Below are 17,130 nucleotides of genomic sequence, written 5' to 3' on the forward strand. Positions count from 1 at the left end.
TGCCCCCCTACCTTTCACGTTTATAAAAAGGTGTTTCTATTATTCTTGCTTTTAATAGGCGCTTTCTTACTTGGACGAAAAGCACAGTTCCAAGTTCTGCAGAAGCAGTGCTTACTAAAGCAAGACCCAAATTCTTTTGAAATGTTGGTGATTGCGTTCCTGAAGTAATGAATCCTACTTTTGTTTCGCCATCATAAACTTCGTAACCCGTTCTTGGAATGCCTTTATCAAGCATTTCTAAACCAACAAGTTGTCTCTTTGCACCTTGTTCCATTTGCTGCTGTAATACATGTTTACCAATGAAGTCATTTGCTTTATTTACCTTTACTGCAAATGATAACCCAGTTTCTATCGGCGTAATCTCTGGAGATAATTCTTGACCATATAAAGGTAAACCCGCTTCAAATCGTAATGTATCTCTAGCGCCTAATCCGATTGGTTCCACGCCTTTTTCTTTACCAGCGTCTAAAATTGCTTTCCATAGTGCAATCCCACTCGCTGTAGGTATATAGATTTCAAATCCGTCTTCTCCTGTATACCCTGTACGAGATACGAGTGCTCGCTCTTCTACCCCTGTAAAAGTGATATCTGTCTCAAATCTAAAGAAGCGGATTGCCGATAAATCTGCTGATGTGAGCGATTGCAATACTTCTTCTGCAAGAGGACCTTGTAAAGCAAGCTGAGCATAACAATTGGAAACATTCTTAATAGTAATCTCTTCCGCTACATAATCATTATTGTCAAGAAGCCATTGATAGTCTTTATCTGTGTTTGCTGCATTTACAACAAGCAAGTAGTCGTCTTCTTTTAGCTTATAAATTAAAAAATCATCAACGGTTCCGCCATCTTCATAACACATAAACGTATATTGTGCCCGATTCGGCGTTAGTTTTGCCACATCATTCGTAACCATTCGTTGCAAAAATTCTAAACTTTTTGGCCCTTTAACTTCAATTTCCCCCATATGCGATACATCAAATAGTCCAGCTTTCGTCCTCGTCACCTCATGTTCATGTTTAATGCCTTTAAACTGAACAGGTAAGTTCCAGCCGCCAAAATCAATAACTTTAGCTCCATATTCTTCATAAATAGGATATAAAGGCGTTTGCTTTAATTCACTCATCCCGATCACTCCCTTAAATCTTTCTATAGTACAAAAAACAGAGATTTCATTGTTTTTCATGAAATCTCTGTCCTGCTACCAGAAAGTTGCATACCGATAACTAATATAATCGGTACTTGCTTCGTGGGTGGTCTACAGCTAACCGCCGTAAACACTCTCCAGAGTTGCGTCCTACAAGAGTCTGTTTGCCTGAGAGATTCGCTTTCACTTGCTCCTTCGGCGTTACATAGTTTAACACTTTAAAAACAAGCCATCTATGTAAACTCTCCCCTTGTATTCATTCGCTTTTATGAAAAATGTAGTTTTGGTTATACTATGTACTAATTCATCAATGAAACATCTATTTATTGTGTATTATTATATCACATATATAGAAAGATAAAATAGAGAAACAGTTATTATATAGAAAAGGAAGGTTACCATGAAATCGATCTATATAGATAAAGATGATAACTTCATAAACGAACTTGAAGATAAACTTAAAAAAAATACGCAACTTTCTTCTTGGGAATTATTTTCCATGGCTTATGCTGCAGAACAAACTACCATGGTACCTAACTTTACAGGCTTAAGAGCCCTTGAATTTTTACCACATGTTACCTTTTTAGAACATCAAATTCAAACAGCTGAACGAGTTGTTGAGCAAATGAATGGTAGAGCTATTCTAGCCGATGAAGTTGGTTTAGGAAAAACCATTGAAGCAGGGCTTGTATTAAAAGAATATATGATTCGTGGCTTAGTTAAAAAAGCACTTCTTCTCGTACCTGCATCTTTAGTAAACCAATGGGAAAAAGAGTTGAATGAAAAGTTTTATCTTCCAGCTGTAGCTTACAGGAAAAACATGAGCTGGGAGCAGGGTAACATTATCATTTCTTCTTTAGATACAGCGAAAAGGGTACAACACCAAGATACTATTCTTGATTTAGACTATGATTTCGTACTTGTTGATGAAGCACATAAATTAAAAAATCATAAAACAAAGAATTACCAGTTTGTGCGCTCATTAAAAAAGAAATATTGTCTATTATTGACAGCTACACCTGTACAGAATGAACTGCTAGAAATTTTTAATCTAGTCTCTATCTTAAAACCAGGGCATTTAGGTAGCTATGATTCTTTTAAAGCAAGTTACGGGAATGATCGAAAAACGATGAAACAAGATCTATACCTAAAACAATTAGTTCAAAAAGTAATGGTTAGAAACACTAGAAAAGATACTGGTTTAAATCAAATTAAGCGTCATATAGAAACCATCTGGACAGAGTTCTCTTGTGAGGAAGCTGAAGTTTATCAAGCATTAGAAGAAAGCACTATGCTATTCCCTTCTTTTTCTAAAATTACCTTTTTGCGAGAATTATGTTCATCAAGGGAAGCATGTTATTTATCACTTAAAAAATTGCTCGAAGAAAACCCAGAACTTGAATCTGTTCAAGGTGTAATAGAAAAAATTGAGCAATTACCTCATCACCAAAAAGCAGCTAAAGTGGTTGAGTTAATAAATAACATAGGAACTGAGAAAGTAATCATCTTTACAGAGTATAGAGCTACGCAATTTTACTTACAATATTACTTGAAACAGCACGGTATTAGTTCTGTACCGTTTCGAGGCGGTTTTAAACGTGGAAAAAAGGATTGGATGCGTCAACTTTTTAAAGATCACGCCCAAGTGTTGATTGCTACAGAGGCTGGTGGTGAAGGGATAAATTTGCAGTTTTGTAATTATATGATCAACTATGACTTGCCATGGAACCCTATGCGTTTAGAGCAACGTATTGGCCGTATTCATCGCTATGGTCAGGAAAAAGATGTGTTTATCTACAATTTCGCCATTAGAAATACAGTGGAAGAGCACATTATGAAATTATTATATGAAAAAATTCATTTATTCGAAAACGTCATTGGAGATCTAGATGCTATTTTAAGTGAGCTTTCGATTCAAAATATGGAACAGGAAATTGAACAAATCTACACAGAATCAGAAACAGCCGGTGAAGCAAAAATTAAATTACAAAATTTATCGGCTATTATTGAGGCAGAACAACAATCAAACTTGGAGGAAAAGCGATATGGCGATACATGATTTGAATGCATTTCTACATGCTTTTTTTAAAGCCCATCACTGCCAAATACTGTCCAATGACAATGGTGTATTAAGCATTCAACTAACAGAAGAAATGGATAAGGTACTTATGAATAGGCCATTTTATTGGCATTATATGAAAAAAATGGGCTACGCCGGCGATCCCATGAAGCTTACTTTAATAACAAACCCAGATAAGCGTCAGGAAAAAGGGGAGTGGATTCATTTTGGTAGCCCTCGTTTGCAACAAATCATTCGCTATTTACAAGATACTAAAAAATACACCAAGCTCTTTCAGCAGTTATCTCCAAATAAAAATACGCCTCTATATCCATGGCTTGTAACAAATATAAAAATAAGCTACCAAGGAAAGCATAAGCGAGACGAGTTGTTTTCAATTGGCTTGAATTTAATAAATGGTGTAATGCATGCAAAAATGATGGATGTATTAAATACTATATCGCTTGAAAAAACCATTGCGGATTATTGTTACACGTTGTCACCAATGATTAAAATGGAAAGTGGTTTTAACCGTATTAAATCCGTATTAGATCAATATATAGAAAACCAAGAACATCAATGGGCAGTTGATTCTTTACAAGCTTTAGAAGAAGAAACAAAGCTATTACATCATTTTTACACAGAGGATAAGGAAGATGAGATGATGAAAAGGGAATTACAAGAAATTCAAGAACGATTTCAGCCCAAAATTTTATATCAAGTGATTAATGGTGGTTTATTTTATTTAGCAACGGAAACATCCTAACCTTTAACATACAAACAATCTCAAGCAGGCGTTTATTTCGCCTGCTTATTCGACGTGTCACGCAGCATTTTTAAAGCTAGAGGGATGACACCAAACCATTTGTTTGTCATCAAACGCTCTTGGCTTTTTTTGGTTTCTTTACGATGTCTTCTCTTTTCCTTAGGCATATCTAAATAAGTTACAACTTGTTCAGTTACAAATTGCAGGTAATCCTTTGCCGACATAATTTCCCCTCCTATTTAGAAAAACTTGACATATCACTACGTTACTATAAAGAACAAAGACACGGGGCGCGCCCGTTTAGCAACGTAGCGACTGAAATGAATCAACGAAAGTTTTAAAAATCATGTTCCTGCAACAGAAGTATACCGGCGCCCTCCGGCAAGCCCGTCTTTAGTCAGCCTTCCTATTTAGCGCGAACCGATGATGACTTATCGTAGGGCAATGGAGTGAAGTCCCTAGCTACTGGGCGCTGAAGCCGGACGTAGCTAAATAACTTAGTAAGGTTATCCATAGCTGCAAAATTTTATAATTTCCTAGACTACCAAAAAATTTTCACTCTCTATAGTGTGAAAAATGAACTACTTATAGTTTTTCCAAATGTAAATACTTTATCCCAATAAGAGATCAGACAATTTTCCGCTGTTCATGAAAGAAAACATGATCAAAGGCATAAAGCGTTAGAATTTAAGAAGAGATCTCTCTCCGTAATCTGATTGCTGTTTCCCTTTTGCTTAGACGTACTTTTATTAGAAAGACCTGTTGTCACCAAGTCTTATGGCTAAAGCTGTAGTTTTTCTTATACTATAAACCTTTAAAATAGTACACTTTCCTATAGGAAAAAAATTAAAAAAAGAAGGAGTTTGATGTCTTTTGTCGAAATATGATTGTATAAGGAGGTGAATTTATTATTGAACCCTGCAGAAGTAAAGTCTACCCGTTTACTATTGGAAGCAATTGAGCGTGATGCTTCCGACATTCACTTCTCCCCTCTTCCAACTAAAACGGATATCTACCTTCGAATTCAAGGTGAACGCGTTTTCCACAAAAGCATTCCCACTTCATCATACCAGCTCTTGCTTACGTACTATAAGTTTACATCTGCTATGGATATTGGTGAAACAAGGAAACCACAAAACGGAACGATTGTTTTCCAATTAAAAGGTCAAGCTTATGATCTGCGTCTATCCACATTACCTGTAAAACACAATGAAAGCCTAGCTATTCGGATTCTACCCCAGCAAGAATTCCTTCCGCTTCAACAGTTATTTCTTTTTCCACAGCAATTAAAAATTTTATTAGGTTGGTTGAAAAATCGTTCTGGTCTAATTCTTATTAATGGGCCGACAGGAAGTGGAAAAACGACTACCTTATATGCGATTGTAGAGGAGATGTGTAGGCAACACACGTTACAAGCCATCACGTTAGAAGATCCAATCGAAAAAGATATAGAGACAATACTCCAAGTACAAATTAATGAAAAAGCTGGAATAACATACCAAGCAGGTTTCAAAGCAGCATTACGTCATGATCCTGACATCATTTTGGTAGGCGAGATTAGAGATTCCGCTACGGCTGCATTTGCTGTCGAGGCTTCTCTATCTGGTCACCTTGTTTTAAGTACTATCCACGCTACTAATGGATTAGGCACCTTGTACCGCTTAAAAAGCCTCGGTTTAAAGATGGACGATTTAAAACAATCGCTAATTGCTATTGCATCCATTCAATTACTTCCATTTGAAATAAGAAAGTATGGAAAACGAAGAGCAGCCATCTTAGAATTACTTGAACCGTCTCAATTAATTCAATACTTTCAAAATGATGCGCAATGGACTGTCAATTCATATCATTCATTTACCCACTTACGAAAGAAGGCATTTGCTTATGGATATATTTCTAAAACATCCTTTGAAGAAACATAATAAACTGTCAAATCAACAACAATTGCGGTTTTTAAAACGCTTGAACCACCTTTTAACCAATGGATACCCTCTTATTGAAGCATTAAATAGTATTGCTTGGACAAAACCGTTTAGTAATTTGTCTGAAAAAATTATATTTGAATTAAAAAATGGCGCTACATTTGATCAAGCTTTACAAAAAAGCGCTTTTCATCCATCTATTACGAATTACCTCTCCTTTTCTATGTCCAATGAAAATTTACAAGGAAATATACAGCGTTGCTACAAAATGTTTGAGCAAAAACTGAAATACAATAGCAAGTTTAAACAAGCCATCCGCTATCCCATTCTTTTGTTAACGATTTTCTTGCCTATACTGATTCTGCTCAAACAAGTAGTGCTTCCCTCTTTTATTGACCTATACCAAGGAATACCAGGTTCTTCGACAATTTTAGTTATAACCATTTCGCTCATTGATTGGTTACTCCTATTATGCATCATTACATTCATTACAGTTTGTATCCTCGCACTTAGCTGGCAACGTATGAAACGTTCCATATCAATAGAGAGACAAATTAAATTATATACGCGCATTCCAATTTACAGAGCTTTTTTAACCACACAAACTTCTTTTTTATTTGCTACTCAATTTAGTACTCTAATTCAAACAGGGCTTTCCTTTAAAGCAATTCTTCAACAAATGATGCATCAAAAGAAACATCCGCTTATTGCTCACTATGCCAAGCTTATGACAGCACAATTGAGAGAAGGACGACAGCTCCCGGCTTTGCTAAGTCAGTTTGATTTTTTAGATAAACCGCTTGCTAATATTTTTCAAAAGGATAGCAATACAGCAACATTAAAAATGGACTTACATGTTTATGCAGAAGGGTTAATGGAAGAAATGGAAACAAATATGCTCAAACTCATCACCTATATTCAACCTATGTTCTTTATCATAATTGGCTGCTTTGTTTTATTTATCTATATAACACTAATGTGGCCTATGTTCCAACTTATCAAAACGATTTAATTTGGAAGGTAAAAATTAATGTATACATGAGGAGGATTATGTACATGTGGAAGAAAAATAACGCTTTTACTTTAATTGAAATGCTAGTTGTTCTAATGATTATTTCCGTGTTAATTATTCTAATCGTTCCTAATTTAGGGAAACGCAGTCAAGATGTAAACAGCAAAGGGTGTGAAGCATTAATAGCAGTTGTTCAAGCTCAGGTCGATGCATATTATGCTGAACATCATCAATTTCCGACAAATTTAGACGCATTAGTGCCAGAGTACATTAATGAAGATCAGAAATCATGTAATGACAAGGAACTAAGCTATGAAAGTAATAGCGGAAAAGTTCGCAACTAGTCGCATAAAGCAAGCCAATGGTTTTACGCTAATCGAAATGCTGTTTGTAATAAGTATTATGTTCATTATATTGGGACTGCTGTTACCTCCACTTTCTGCAAATGTAAATAGAATAGAAAGCAATTACGTTATTGATAAACTAGCTTCGGACGTAATGACTATACAGCATATGCATGCAACTACAAATGGAACGGTTAGGATTCAACTATACAGAGATAAATATGTCATATTAAAGTCAACTAAAATTTTAAAGCAAGTTTCTCTCCCAGAAGGATTCTGGTTTAATCAAAATGGAAAGCATTTTTTAGAGTTTCATAAGAATGGCAGTATTAAACATCCTCGAACATTCTTTCTATACTCGCCGACAACAAAATATAAAATAATCTTCCCGTTTGGTAAAGGACGGTTTCGTGTTGAAAAAAGTTAATGGATTTACTCTCATTGAAGTTATTATTGCATCGAGTTTATTGTTTTCGTTTATCTTAATTTTAGTACCTGCTTTTTCCATTTTGCATGTAGAACAAACAGTATTGCATGACCGGTTAGCAATTGCCTATAAACTTCACGACGAAATGCAGCCAATCATTTGGGAAAACGATAATTTTACCGCCAGTTATGGTTTACTCGTCAATAAACAAACAGTAACGATAGAAATTGATCATGAGCACAACTACTTGAAGGGATGTGCATATTGGAAAAATGCGAAACAAACAAACGAAGAAGTCTGTCTTTATGCTGAGCCATCTTGAATCTGGTTTTACATTTGTAACAACATTAATTTCCATTGTAGTTTTAGTTTTTAGTATTCCATTTGTTAGTTACCTTTTACGCCAAGTTTCCGTAGACAATACAATGAATGATGTATCCGTTGGACAGTTTTTTATATTTATGCGTAATGAAGTTATGCAAGCGGAAGAGATAAAATTATATCCTCATCAACTAAAGCTGTCTATGCATAATGGAGATGAAGCTACATTTGAAAAGTATGGTAACCTTATAAGAAGACAAGTTGATGGTACCGGTCATGAAATATATTTACGGGATATAAAAGACATTACATTCTCCCCTTTTTCTTATGGATTTCACATTATCATTACCACCATGAAGGGGGAAAAGTATGATAAAAAAATCATGTATTATCCGTAACAACGCTGGGTTTATGTTCCCGTTTGTACTAGTCATTACAGTTCTCGTGTTACTGATTATAACAGCAACGGCCTATCATTATCAAAACAATATAGTTATGACAAAAAATCAAATCGAACAGTTAAAAATAGAGACAATGGTGCAAATGTCACGAGAAAGAGTAAAGCAAGCACTCATTCAAAATGGAGAGCTTAAAAAACAAATGTATTTTTCATTCCCTTATGGCGACGTTTCTTTACGTATAAACGCTTTATCCTCTGATAAATACACATTGTTTTTCACCATTACAACGGACAATCAATCTACAATCCAACTAAGAGGATTTCTTAACCCCTCTTTATAGCAATACCATCTACAGAAAAAAGGTTAAAAGGTTGCGTATTCTTTCGTTTTTGAATGCATTCGAATCACCTTTAAGAATAAATAAAAATAAACAGAGCAAAACATTTGGCGACTTTTTAGTACAAACATGGCTATGAACAGAACAGCAATTCCACGACTATCATTTACAAGTTCATACTGGTCGTTTATAATGACTATGATAAGGTTACCAAAAGGAGGGGGATTGGCATGGATCGAATGTTTCGTGTGTTAGCCTTTTGGACAGGAATTTTTACTGTAATGTTTTTCGTGGGAGATATGCAAAAAACCGCATTACTTTTTCTCGTTCAAACGGCCTTTTTCCTAACATTAAGTTATTTGAAACTTTCTGAACGCATGTATATGTATTTATTCGGGGCATACTGTACCATATTCTTTATTGGCTTTACATGGTATTCAGAATTCATACTTGTACCTGGTTTCGGACACTAAGAAGCAACAAAAAACCCTGCTACATACTGTGAAGCAGGGTTTTTTGTTGTTTGTACAATGGTTTGAAAGAAGATGAAGTATTACAGAAAGACTCTATTCAGACTGAGCAATTATTTTACTTATTCCTCACACTGTGAAGAACGGGTTATATTGCTTTTCAAATTGGATATTCGTTTTTGGCCCATGACCTGGATAAACGATAAAAGCGTCACCCAACGTATATATGGATTCTTTTATAGACTTTTCTAGTTGCTGAAAATCTCCTCCTGGTAAATCTGTACGGCCAATTCCTTGTTGGAATAATACATCTCCGCTAATAATAAAATTTTCTGTTGTAAAAACAAAAGTAACACTACCAGGAGAATGGCCTGGCGTATGTAATACATGAAAAGAAAAGTTTCCAAGCGTCATCTTCCTTGGATATAAGAATTGGTCCGGCCTTTCTGTTTCTACTTTTTGCTGCGTAAATAACAACGAACCATTCTTATTAGCATCTTCAAGCCAGTTCGCTTCCAATTCGTGCAGATAAACATCAACATGATACGCTTTTCGTAGTTCATCTACTGCTCCAATATGGTCAAAATGAGCATGTGTTAATAAAATAGCAATTGGTGTTACGTGATGATCTTGTAAAAATTGCATGACTTTCTCCGCATCACCACCTGGATCAATAATTAACGCTTCTTCTTGATCGTATACAATATAACAATTTGTTCCTAATGGACCTAAAGACATTGTGTGTATTTGCATGTATATTTCTCCTTTCAATATGAATGATATATCACTTGTTCCACAAAAGAAATAAGATAAAAGCCAAAGTTGCTTAGATAAAGGAAATAGACGTTTAGAAATTGGTGGTTTTCATTACGTTTTTGAATAGAGGCATTCTAATAAGCGAACTCTCTTGATCCAAATCATCTTTGAATTTACCTATGTAGATTCCTTTTCTTTCTGTTCAGCTGAAAAACACCCAATTACCATGCTATGTCTCGACAAATAACCAATAATGCTTTAGAATAATGAATATAACAGCACTAGTTACATAATAATACAAATACATTTCCTATACCAACAATAGGAAATGAGAAGTTATAAGGAGGAAGAATTTCATGCATATCGTATTAGGGGTTTTGTTTTTATTAGTAGCTATTCTTGCAGTTGTATCCATCATTCGTCAACTAAAATACAAAAATATCTTTGCTATTGGTTTTTCTGCGATTACAGCGTTAGCATTTGGATTTTTTGCTGTGGCAACCATTATTTCCGAATTAGGTGGTTAAATAGAAAAAAGCTGACATTTATTGTCAGCTTTTTTCTATTTATTTTTTTTGAAATCGATAAAACGAAATAAGTCACCGTAAATCAAATCATCGGAATAGTCTAATTCTTTTCCCACTTGCTTGCGAATTAAGTCGCATGCATTCGAAGTTTCTTTAGATTCGTCCTCTTCTTGATTTTTTTCAACTGGTTCTCCAGTTTTTTTATTGTAACACGTATCATTTGTATAAATATACTCATCTGTTATAAAACTTCCATTTCGTAAAGCTATAAAATCTTTACGTTGTTTACTAAACAAATCATTCCCAAATTGAATATCCTGATTATTTTTTATACCTAGTAAGTTTAACAATGTAGGTTTCATATCAATCTGGCCAGCAATTTCAGATTTAATTTCCCCTTTTCCAAAGCCGGGTATATGGATAAATAGTGGTACACGTTGCAATTGAATGTGATCGTAAGGAGTAATCTCTTCTTTTCCTAAATACTGACTCATCGCCTTATTGTGATTTGCACTAATTCCATAATGGTCACCCATAATAACAATAATGGAGTCTTCATATAAACCAGTACGTTTTAATTCATCGAAGAACAGTTCAATGGATTCATCCATATATCTAACAGTTGGAAAGAAATTATTTAACGTATTAGAATTGGAATCATACGGTTCAATAGATCGATCTTCCTCATCTAACTCAAATGGAAAATGGTTCGTTAATGTTATCAATTTTGTATAAAAAGGTTTTTCCATTCGCTGTAAAATATCGGTCGATTGTTCAAAAAACGGTTTATCTTTTAACCCCCAACCAACCGAATTTTCTTCTGTTATTTCAAAAGATTCTTCCCCATAATAATGGTCAAATCCTAAACTTTGATACATTTGATCTCTGTTCCAAAAACTCTTATTATTGGCGTGCACGACACTAGAATAATATCCATTCTCGCCCAATATTTCAGGCATTGCATTATATTCATTTTGACCGTGGGTAAAGAAAACAGCGCCACGCGATAGCGGATATAGCGAATTTTCAACAAGAAACTCCGAATCAGAGGTTTTTCCTTGCTCCGTTTGGTGATAAAAATTCTCAAAATAGAAAGTATCTTTATCCTTCGTTAAAGCATTCAAAAATGGTGTAATTGGCTCCCCGTTAACATCATTATTAATGACAAAACTTTGAATTGATTCCGCATTAATAAAAATTACATTTTTACCTTCTGCTACCCCAAACAGCTCGGAAGTAGTATTTCTAGCCATGTTCTCGTCCATATATTTTTGGATTTCAGGAAGCTCATTCCCATCCGCAAACACTCGTTGCGTCTTTGCTTTTGCTTGAGTTGCAATATCATAGATATGATAATTAAACAAACCAATGTTTTTTACTAGATACTCACGATCAAACGCACGCGTAAACAATTGTGGGCGTTCCATTTCCGCTAAGAAGAAGTTTCCCGCTAATAAAACAAATGACATGGCAAGTGCAAAGACCTTCCCACTTTTAGGGTAGTGCGCGACAACTTGAGCTGATTGCTTTCGGCTAATAAACCAGATTATAACAACGTCTACAAATAGCAATATATCATACGGTTTAATCAATGTTAAAATACTTGAACCTAAATCAGCAGCGTTACTCGCTTGAAAAAGTTGCGGGATCGTAATAAAATCAGTAAACGATCGATAAAAAACAAGATTTGCAAATATAATCAACGTGCCTATTAAGATCGTATAACGTAAATATTTCATTTGCCTTTGCGGCTTTTTAATCCATACACTTAATGCAAATATTAAAAATCCAGATACAAATGGATTAATAAGTAATATGATCTCTTGCATCATATTTTCCAAATCAATAGAAAACATAAACCGGTATACGAGATATGTTTTTATTCCAAATAAAATGGTTGCTAGTATAAATAACGGTATCTTATTTATTTCCTGTTTCATACAACTTCCTCCTATTTATTTTCCCCTCTCTTCATTTTTACAACGCTTTTTATGCGTTTCATAAAAATCCCCTTCTTATTAGACGAATTTTCACATGTAAACTCCTAGTGGAAAAACGATAGTGAACTTTATTCCATATCGTTTTCTCGTTTTTATCCCCTAGTTAATTACCTGATGTTTTGTTCTAAGGCTTTTAACCAAGTGAGAACCGAAATACGGAACACAATTAAAAAAGGATATTACTCAACCCTTAAACAGCAGAATGGAAGCATATAAATTTGTTATATGCATGTTTTGAATTTATAGTTACAACGCTTAGAAAAACTTAGCTTGTCATCAAGTCTTATGGCGGAAGAACGCCGTCGTTTTACTTATACTATAAACCTTTATACTTTCTATCATGAAAATTAAAAAGCGTATACCCCATTTCAGTTCTGTTTCAAACACTGTTAATGCTATAATTATATCACTCTATAGCCCATAGTAGAAGATTATACTACTAAGACGTTTTACATGTAAAAAAGTTTCATATTTTATTAGATTTTTTCACCAAATACTTTTTTCTCTAGCTTTTGCTTTACTAAAAAAGCAGCGCCTATAATACCTGCATCATTACCTAATTGGGCAAACTTTAATTCACAGCTTTGGTATACTTTTGGAAGAGCGTAACGTTTAAACGCTTCTGCTATTGCCGTTAACAAAGGTTGTCCAGCTTTCGAGACGCCGCCTCCAATTAATACTTTAGCCGGACTAATAGTAACGCTCATGTTTGCAATTGCCAACCCTAAAATGTCGGTTGTATGTGCGACAATTTGTTTTGCTTCTACATCCCCTTCATTCGCTAATTGGAAGACGTCTTTTGCAGTAATAGTTCCTTTTATATTTACATGTTTAGCTAATTTACTATCTGGTAAATTCTCGGCTGATTCGAATGCTTGTCGCACAATACCAGTAGCAGAAGCAATGGTTTCTAAACATCCTTTTCTGCCACAATTACATTCTGCACCATGTGTATCCATAATAATATGACCAATTTCTCCACCTATACCGGCTTCTCCATTTACTACTCTACCATTTGCAATAATACCGCCCCCTACACCAGTACCAAGTGTAACCGCAATTAGATTAGCTACTTCATTACCAGCTCCACGCCAGTTTTCTCCTAAGGCAGCTACATTCGCATCGTTTTCTACAAATACTGGAAGCTTGGATTGATTACTTAGTAATTCACCTAGAGGGTAATTTTTCCACCCAATATTTACAGCTTCATAAATAAACCCTGTTTCATCTTCAATAAATCCTGGAGCGCCAACACCTATTCCGAGAACTTGCTCTTCATTATAATGTAAATGCTTTAATTTTTGACGAACTGAATTCCAGATATCATCCACAATATGCTTACCACCATCATTTGTGTTTGTAGGTATTTCCCATTTGCTTATAATTACTCCATCATTACTAATTAATCCTAATTTGGCTGTAGTTCCTCCAATATCCATACCAATAATTATTTGCTCCATTTCTATTGACTTCCTTTCTTCTGCTTCAGCGTAGATGTAATTTCTTTTTTTAGTACCATTTTTATTTCTATATACTTTTTGTTTTCTATGAAGCCAAGCTCATACAGTTCATTTATTTCTAATTCCATCATACGTAAATCACCTAAACGATTTCCCGTATAAATAAATGTACCATATTTTTTTAAGAATTGCTGTATATCATACATCGTTTTCATACAATCACCAGTTTAATTATACTAAATCCTTTTCAGAAAGAAAAACACTATGAGAAAAACTGAACATATTTTCATGTAATGGGCAAAAAATTCGAAGAACAAAGGCTCGGGGCTCCCATTTAGCAACGTAGCGAGTGGAACGCAACTAAAGTTTTAGGAATCATGCTCCTGCAAGAGGAGTATGCCGGTGCCCTCCGGCAAGCCCGACTTTAGTCGGCATTCCTATTTAGTACGAACCGATGATGACTTATCGTAGGGGGATTCGTGAAGTGGCCTAGTTACTGTGCGCTGTAGCCGGACGGTGCTAAATAACTTAGTAAGTTTATCCACAGCTGCAATTTTTTAATTTTCTAGGCCATTAAAAAACTTAGCAAAAGGGCTAAGTTTTGCTAAGTCATCTATTCTATCTGCTATCGATCAGGGTCTTTTGGGTGCAAGAAAGCAGGTCTACGGTTTTTCAACGGAATTGGCGATCGCAAAAATACATCTCGAAACGGACGATAGGAAAAGGGAATGAACGGCCAAAAATAAGCAACGTTAAACGATTTCATTCTAACCAAATACAAAATCCAAAGTGTTATGCCAACAATATAACCGATAGCACCAAACAAAGCAACAGCAATTAAAAGAAAGATACGAACTAAACGATTAGCTAAGCTTAGCTCATAACTTGGTGTTGCATACGTACCAATAGCTGCTACGGCTAAATATAATACAACTTCATGGGAAAACCATCCTACTTGTACAGAAACCTCACCGATCATAATAGCTGCAACTAAACCAAGTGCAGTGGCTAGCGAAGAAGGTGTATGAATGGCTGCCATACGTAAAATATCTATTCCGATTTCCGCTAGTAAAAATTGGACAAATAACGGAACAACACCGGCTTCATCAGGGCCTATATATTGCAAATTGGCTGGCAAATAATCAGCGTGTTTTGCAAATAAGTAATATAATGGCAAGATAAATATAGAAGCTATAACAGCAAAAAATCGTACAAATCGTAAATAGGCGCCAACTAACGGCTTTTGTCTATATTCTTCTGCATGCTGTAGATGATGAGCATATGTTGCAGGAGTTATCATTACACTAGGTGAACCATCAATAATAATGAGAACATGGCCTTCATAAAGATGCGAAGCGGCTGTATCTGGGCGTTCTGTATATCTTACTGTTGGATATGGATTCCAGTGCCTCCCACTAATATACTCTTCAATAGTTTTCTCAGCCATAGGCAAACCATCTGTATCAATCATTTCTAACTTTTTTTTTAAGCTCTCTACCCTATGTTTATCAGCTATATCTTCAATATAACAAATACAAATATCTGTTTTTGATCTTCTCCCAATTTGCAAATACTGCATTCGTAAAGAACGATCTCGAACCCTTCTTCTCGTTAAAGCTGTATTAAAGACAATTGTTTCCACATATCCATCTCTAGAACCTCGAACAACACGCTCTAAATCGGGTTCCTCTGGCGAGCGAGCAGGATAAGTTCTTGCATCAATAATAATGACTTTATTTGCGCCTTCTACAACTAATGCAGCTGGGCCGGCGAGGACAAGGTCGCTTGCTTCATTTAAATCATTCGCTTCATCTACTTCAATGTAAGGAATATATCTTTCAAGTAATTTTTTTAATACATTTGGTTCTAAATCTTCCGTCTCTAGTTCAGCAAAAAGCTGCATAATATAAAGTAATATTTCGTCTTTGCCAAATCCATCAATAACAAACAAAGCCATCTTAATACCTGCATACTCCAAGTCGCGTTGAATCATATCAAAGCTTTGATCGACTGCTAATCGCTCATGCATATAGTCTCGGTTTTTTTCAAATGATGAAAATAGTGGCTGCCTTTCCATTTGCATTTACTCACCTGACCTATTCAAAATCTTATAGTTAGCTTTCAACAGCAGAGGCTATATTATACATTATTTCAAAATTAGCATACCTCGTTTAACGAAAACATAAAATGCTTAAGACAAGTCTGTCAAAAGGACGTGGTTTAATGAAAAAATGGTCTGTCATCACCATCGTTGTTGCCATAACTAGTTTTATTACCATTATCTATATCGTTGGTTTACAATCTAAACCAGCAATTACGTATTTTCCTCTTGATAAAAATTTTGCATTTACAACAGCAGAAACCGATATACAACTTTTTACTGAGAAAGGAATAGATGATTATGAAATCATCTGGAAAGCATCTTCTGCAACAGAAATTCCTGTTTACTTAAGGCAAGATGTTTCTTTGCTATTTGACAATGGAAGGCTAAGAGGAGCTTTGTCGAAGTGGGTGCAAGATACGGATACAATTCATTTAAAAAGAATGCTCACTTTAGAAGATAGTAGTTTGTATGAAGCGATTTCCTTTCATCATGGGGAAATTCATGAAAAAGACAGCCAAATAAAGAGCATGCAACAAATGTCAAGTGATCATTTATATGTCATCGACTCACCAGCAGCAAAATTAGATTCATTTAAAACACCTTCTACAACATACGAAAAAGAATGGAAAACACTACTTGATCGTGCCTCCATGCAGCAACTAACCTATCATTGGGATACATTGTATGAATATTTCGACATTAATAAAGAAAGTTATACAGCTGTACCTTTAACCGATTTAAATAAGTTTGCGGCACAACCGATAGCTGGCTTAACACAAGCGCAAACAGATAAAGTTATGGGACAATTATGGGAAGGGTTGTACAAAAACTATCTCTTACCAATTGTGAATGCGGAAAAAGCAGTCAATAGCTATATTCCCATTATTTTATTCGACAAAAAAAACAAACATTTGCTCGTGCTTTTTGAGATGAATGGTAAAAAAGAAAAGCTCATACAGCAGTATTCTTTTTCAGAATAAGGTATCCAAGAAAGATTATCTGATAAGGCGCCGTTTGCTAAACTTCTAGTATGACTTACCTTCTTATATTAAAAAGCTTACGGCACCTTATATCTAAGAT

Annotated in this window: 19 protein-coding genes and 1 riboswitch; of the genes, 12 read left to right on the forward strand and 7 right to left on the reverse strand. The window is 35.1% G+C overall.

The genetic code is table 11. From position 1 onward, the window contains the following. Nucleotides 1-7: 7 nt before the first annotated feature. On the reverse strand, nt 8-1,123 hold the full coding sequence (gcvT, locus tag BUB45_RS01245) for a glycine cleavage system aminomethyltransferase GcvT (protein ID WP_073004381.1): 1,116 nt from the start codon (nt 1,121-1,123) through the stop codon (nt 8-10). Nucleotides 1,124-1,290: 167 nt separating this feature from the next. Continuing rightward, nucleotides 1,291-1,404: riboswitch (glycine riboswitch) on the reverse strand. Between the two features lie 140 nt (nt 1,405-1,544). Here gcvT and BUB45_RS01250 point away from each other — a divergent pair. Together BUB45_RS01250 and BUB45_RS01255 are read left to right on the forward strand one after the other, a co-directional pair. Continuing rightward, on the forward strand, nt 1,545-3,203 hold the full coding sequence (locus BUB45_RS01250; RefSeq protein ID WP_073004383.1) for a DEAD/DEAH box helicase: 1,659 nt from the start codon (nt 1,545-1,547) through the stop codon (nt 3,201-3,203). Further along, on the forward strand, nt 3,190-3,969 hold the full coding sequence (locus BUB45_RS01255) for a YqhG family protein (RefSeq protein WP_073004384.1): 780 nt from the start codon (nt 3,190-3,192) through the stop codon (nt 3,967-3,969). The genes BUB45_RS01250 and BUB45_RS01255 overlap by 14 nt, the downstream gene beginning before the upstream one ends. A gap of 32 nt (nt 3,970-4,001) precedes the next feature. Here BUB45_RS01255 and BUB45_RS01260 read toward each other — a convergent pair whose 3' ends face one another. Beyond that, nucleotides 4,002-4,193: a YqzE family protein gene (locus BUB45_RS01260; RefSeq protein ID WP_073004386.1), complete on the reverse strand. Its 192-nt coding sequence runs from the start codon at nt 4,191-4,193 to the stop codon at nt 4,002-4,004. 687 nt (nt 4,194-4,880) lie between these two features. Here BUB45_RS01260 and comGA point away from each other — a divergent pair. The 8 genes from comGA to BUB45_RS01300 all read left to right on the forward strand — a co-directional run bounded on the left by comGA (nt 4,881) and on the right by BUB45_RS01300 (nt 9,206). Beyond that, nucleotides 4,881-5,891: a competence type IV pilus ATPase ComGA gene (gene comGA, locus BUB45_RS01265; RefSeq protein ID WP_073004388.1), complete on the forward strand. Its 1,011-nt coding sequence runs from the start codon at nt 4,881-4,883 to the stop codon at nt 5,889-5,891. Beyond that, the gene (gene comGB / locus BUB45_RS01270) at nt 5,854-6,903 is read left to right on the forward strand and encodes a competence type IV pilus assembly protein ComGB (protein ID WP_073004389.1); all 1,050 of its coding nucleotides are present in this window, start codon (nt 5,854-5,856) and stop codon (nt 6,901-6,903) included. Before comGA ends, comGB begins: the two co-directional genes overlap by 38 nt. A gap of 44 nt (nt 6,904-6,947) precedes the next feature. Beyond that, on the forward strand, nt 6,948-7,247 hold the full coding sequence (comGC, locus tag BUB45_RS01275; RefSeq protein ID WP_073004391.1) for a competence type IV pilus major pilin ComGC: 300 nt from the start codon (nt 6,948-6,950) through the stop codon (nt 7,245-7,247). Next, nucleotides 7,216-7,674 carry a competence type IV pilus minor pilin ComGD gene (gene comGD, locus BUB45_RS01280; RefSeq protein ID WP_073004393.1) on the forward strand — a complete coding sequence of 153 codons (459 nt, stop codon included), beginning with the start codon at nt 7,216-7,218 and terminating at the stop codon, nt 7,672-7,674. Before comGC ends, comGD begins: the two co-directional genes overlap by 32 nt. Continuing rightward, complete coding sequence (locus BUB45_RS01285) at nt 7,661-7,996, forward strand: PulJ/GspJ family protein (protein WP_073004394.1); 336 nt, start codon at nt 7,661-7,663, stop codon at nt 7,994-7,996. The genes comGD and BUB45_RS01285 overlap by 14 nt, the downstream gene beginning before the upstream one ends. Beyond that, complete coding sequence (locus tag BUB45_RS01290) at nt 7,947-8,393, forward strand: competence type IV pilus minor pilin ComGF (protein WP_084723500.1); 447 nt, start codon at nt 7,947-7,949, stop codon at nt 8,391-8,393. The genes BUB45_RS01285 and BUB45_RS01290 overlap by 50 nt, the downstream gene beginning before the upstream one ends. Continuing rightward, nucleotides 8,365-8,736: a competence type IV pilus minor pilin ComGG gene (locus BUB45_RS01295; protein WP_073004397.1), complete on the forward strand. Its 372-nt coding sequence runs from the start codon at nt 8,365-8,367 to the stop codon at nt 8,734-8,736. Before BUB45_RS01290 ends, BUB45_RS01295 begins: the two co-directional genes overlap by 29 nt. 227 nt (nt 8,737-8,963) lie before the next feature. Next, nucleotides 8,964-9,206, forward strand: coding sequence for a DUF2626 domain-containing protein (locus BUB45_RS01300; protein ID WP_073004399.1), 243 nt, complete (start codon nt 8,964-8,966; stop codon nt 9,204-9,206). Nucleotides 9,207-9,332: 126 nt separating this feature from the next. Here the strand turns inward: BUB45_RS01300 and BUB45_RS01305 are convergent, their stop codons facing one another. Further along, on the reverse strand, nt 9,333-9,956 hold the full coding sequence (locus tag BUB45_RS01305) for an MBL fold metallo-hydrolase (protein WP_073004401.1): 624 nt from the start codon (nt 9,954-9,956) through the stop codon (nt 9,333-9,335). Nucleotides 9,957-10,315: 359 nt separating this feature from the next. Between BUB45_RS01305 and BUB45_RS01310 the strand changes: the two genes are divergently transcribed. Further along, complete coding sequence (locus BUB45_RS01310; RefSeq protein WP_073004403.1) at nt 10,316-10,486, forward strand: DUF2759 family protein; 171 nt, start codon at nt 10,316-10,318, stop codon at nt 10,484-10,486. Nucleotides 10,487-10,521: 35 nt separating this feature from the next. Here the strand turns inward: BUB45_RS01310 and BUB45_RS01315 are convergent, their stop codons facing one another. From BUB45_RS01315 to BUB45_RS01330, 4 genes are all read right to left on the reverse strand, one after another. Next, nucleotides 10,522-12,426, reverse strand: a complete 1,905-nt coding sequence (locus tag BUB45_RS01315) for an LTA synthase family protein (RefSeq protein WP_073004404.1) — start codon at nt 12,424-12,426, stop codon at nt 10,522-10,524. 536 nt (nt 12,427-12,962) lie between these two features. Next, nucleotides 12,963-13,946 carry an ROK family glucokinase gene (locus BUB45_RS01320; protein WP_073004406.1) on the reverse strand — a complete coding sequence of 328 codons (984 nt, stop codon included), beginning with the start codon at nt 13,944-13,946 and terminating at the stop codon, nt 12,963-12,965. A 2-nt stretch (nt 13,947-13,948) separates the two neighbouring features. Then, entirely contained in the window at nt 13,949-14,161 is a 213-nt protein-coding gene (locus BUB45_RS01325; protein WP_073004408.1) for a YqgQ family protein, read from the reverse strand. A gap of 410 nt (nt 14,162-14,571) precedes the next feature. Then, complete coding sequence (locus tag BUB45_RS01330) at nt 14,572-16,029, reverse strand: spore germination protein (RefSeq protein ID WP_073004410.1); 1,458 nt, start codon at nt 16,027-16,029, stop codon at nt 14,572-14,574. A gap of 140 nt (nt 16,030-16,169) precedes the next feature. On the opposite strand from BUB45_RS01330, the gene BUB45_RS01335 reads away from it, so the two are divergent. Continuing rightward, entirely contained in the window at nt 16,170-17,030 is an 861-nt protein-coding gene (locus tag BUB45_RS01335; RefSeq protein ID WP_073004412.1) for a hypothetical protein, read from the forward strand. Nucleotides 17,031-17,130 lie beyond the last annotated feature (100 nt).

Origin of the sequence: Virgibacillus chiguensis, from assembly GCF_900129865.1 — a bacterium.
Taxonomy (GTDB): Bacteria; Bacillota; Bacilli; order Bacillales; family Amphibacillaceae; genus Virgibacillus; species Virgibacillus chiguensis.

Coding starts and splice junctions, on each gene's coding strand:
- gcvT (WP_073004381.1), bottom strand. CDS start 1,123: ATGAGTGAATTAAAGCAAACGCCTTTATATCCTATTTATGAAGAATAT.
- BUB45_RS01250 (WP_073004383.1), top strand. CDS start 1,545: ATGAAATCGATCTATATAGATAAAGATGATAACTTCATAAACGAACTT.
- BUB45_RS01255 (WP_073004384.1), top strand. CDS start 3,190: ATGGCGATACATGATTTGAATGCATTTCTACATGCTTTTTTTAAAGCC.
- BUB45_RS01260 (WP_073004386.1), bottom strand. CDS start 4,193: ATGTCGGCAAAGGATTACCTGCAATTTGTAACTGAACAAGTTGTAACT.
- comGB (WP_073004389.1), top strand. CDS start 5,854: ATGGATATATTTCTAAAACATCCTTTGAAGAAACATAATAAACTGTCA.
- comGC (WP_073004391.1), top strand. CDS start 6,948: ATGTGGAAGAAAAATAACGCTTTTACTTTAATTGAAATGCTAGTTGTT.
- comGD (WP_073004393.1), top strand. CDS start 7,216: ATGAAAGTAATAGCGGAAAAGTTCGCAACTAGTCGCATAAAGCAAGCC.
- BUB45_RS01290 (WP_084723500.1), top strand. CDS start 7,947: ATGCGAAACAAACAAACGAAGAAGTCTGTCTTTATGCTGAGCCATCTT.
- BUB45_RS01295 (WP_073004397.1), top strand. CDS start 8,365: ATGATAAAAAAATCATGTATTATCCGTAACAACGCTGGGTTTATGTTC.
- BUB45_RS01300 (WP_073004399.1), top strand. CDS start 8,964: ATGGATCGAATGTTTCGTGTGTTAGCCTTTTGGACAGGAATTTTTACT.
- BUB45_RS01305 (WP_073004401.1), bottom strand. CDS start 9,956: ATGCAAATACACACAATGTCTTTAGGTCCATTAGGAACAAATTGTTAT.
- BUB45_RS01310 (WP_073004403.1), top strand. CDS start 10,316: ATGCATATCGTATTAGGGGTTTTGTTTTTATTAGTAGCTATTCTTGCA.
- BUB45_RS01315 (WP_073004404.1), bottom strand. CDS start 12,426: ATGAAACAGGAAATAAATAAGATACCGTTATTTATACTAGCAACCATT.
- BUB45_RS01320 (WP_073004406.1), bottom strand. CDS start 13,946: ATGGAGCAAATAATTATTGGTATGGATATTGGAGGAACTACAGCCAAA.
- BUB45_RS01325 (WP_073004408.1), bottom strand. CDS start 14,161: ATGAAAACGATGTATGATATACAGCAATTCTTAAAAAAATATGGTACA.
- BUB45_RS01330 (WP_073004410.1), bottom strand. CDS start 16,029: ATGCAAATGGAAAGGCAGCCACTATTTTCATCATTTGAAAAAAACCGA.
- BUB45_RS01335 (WP_073004412.1), top strand. CDS start 16,170: ATGAAAAAATGGTCTGTCATCACCATCGTTGTTGCCATAACTAGTTTT.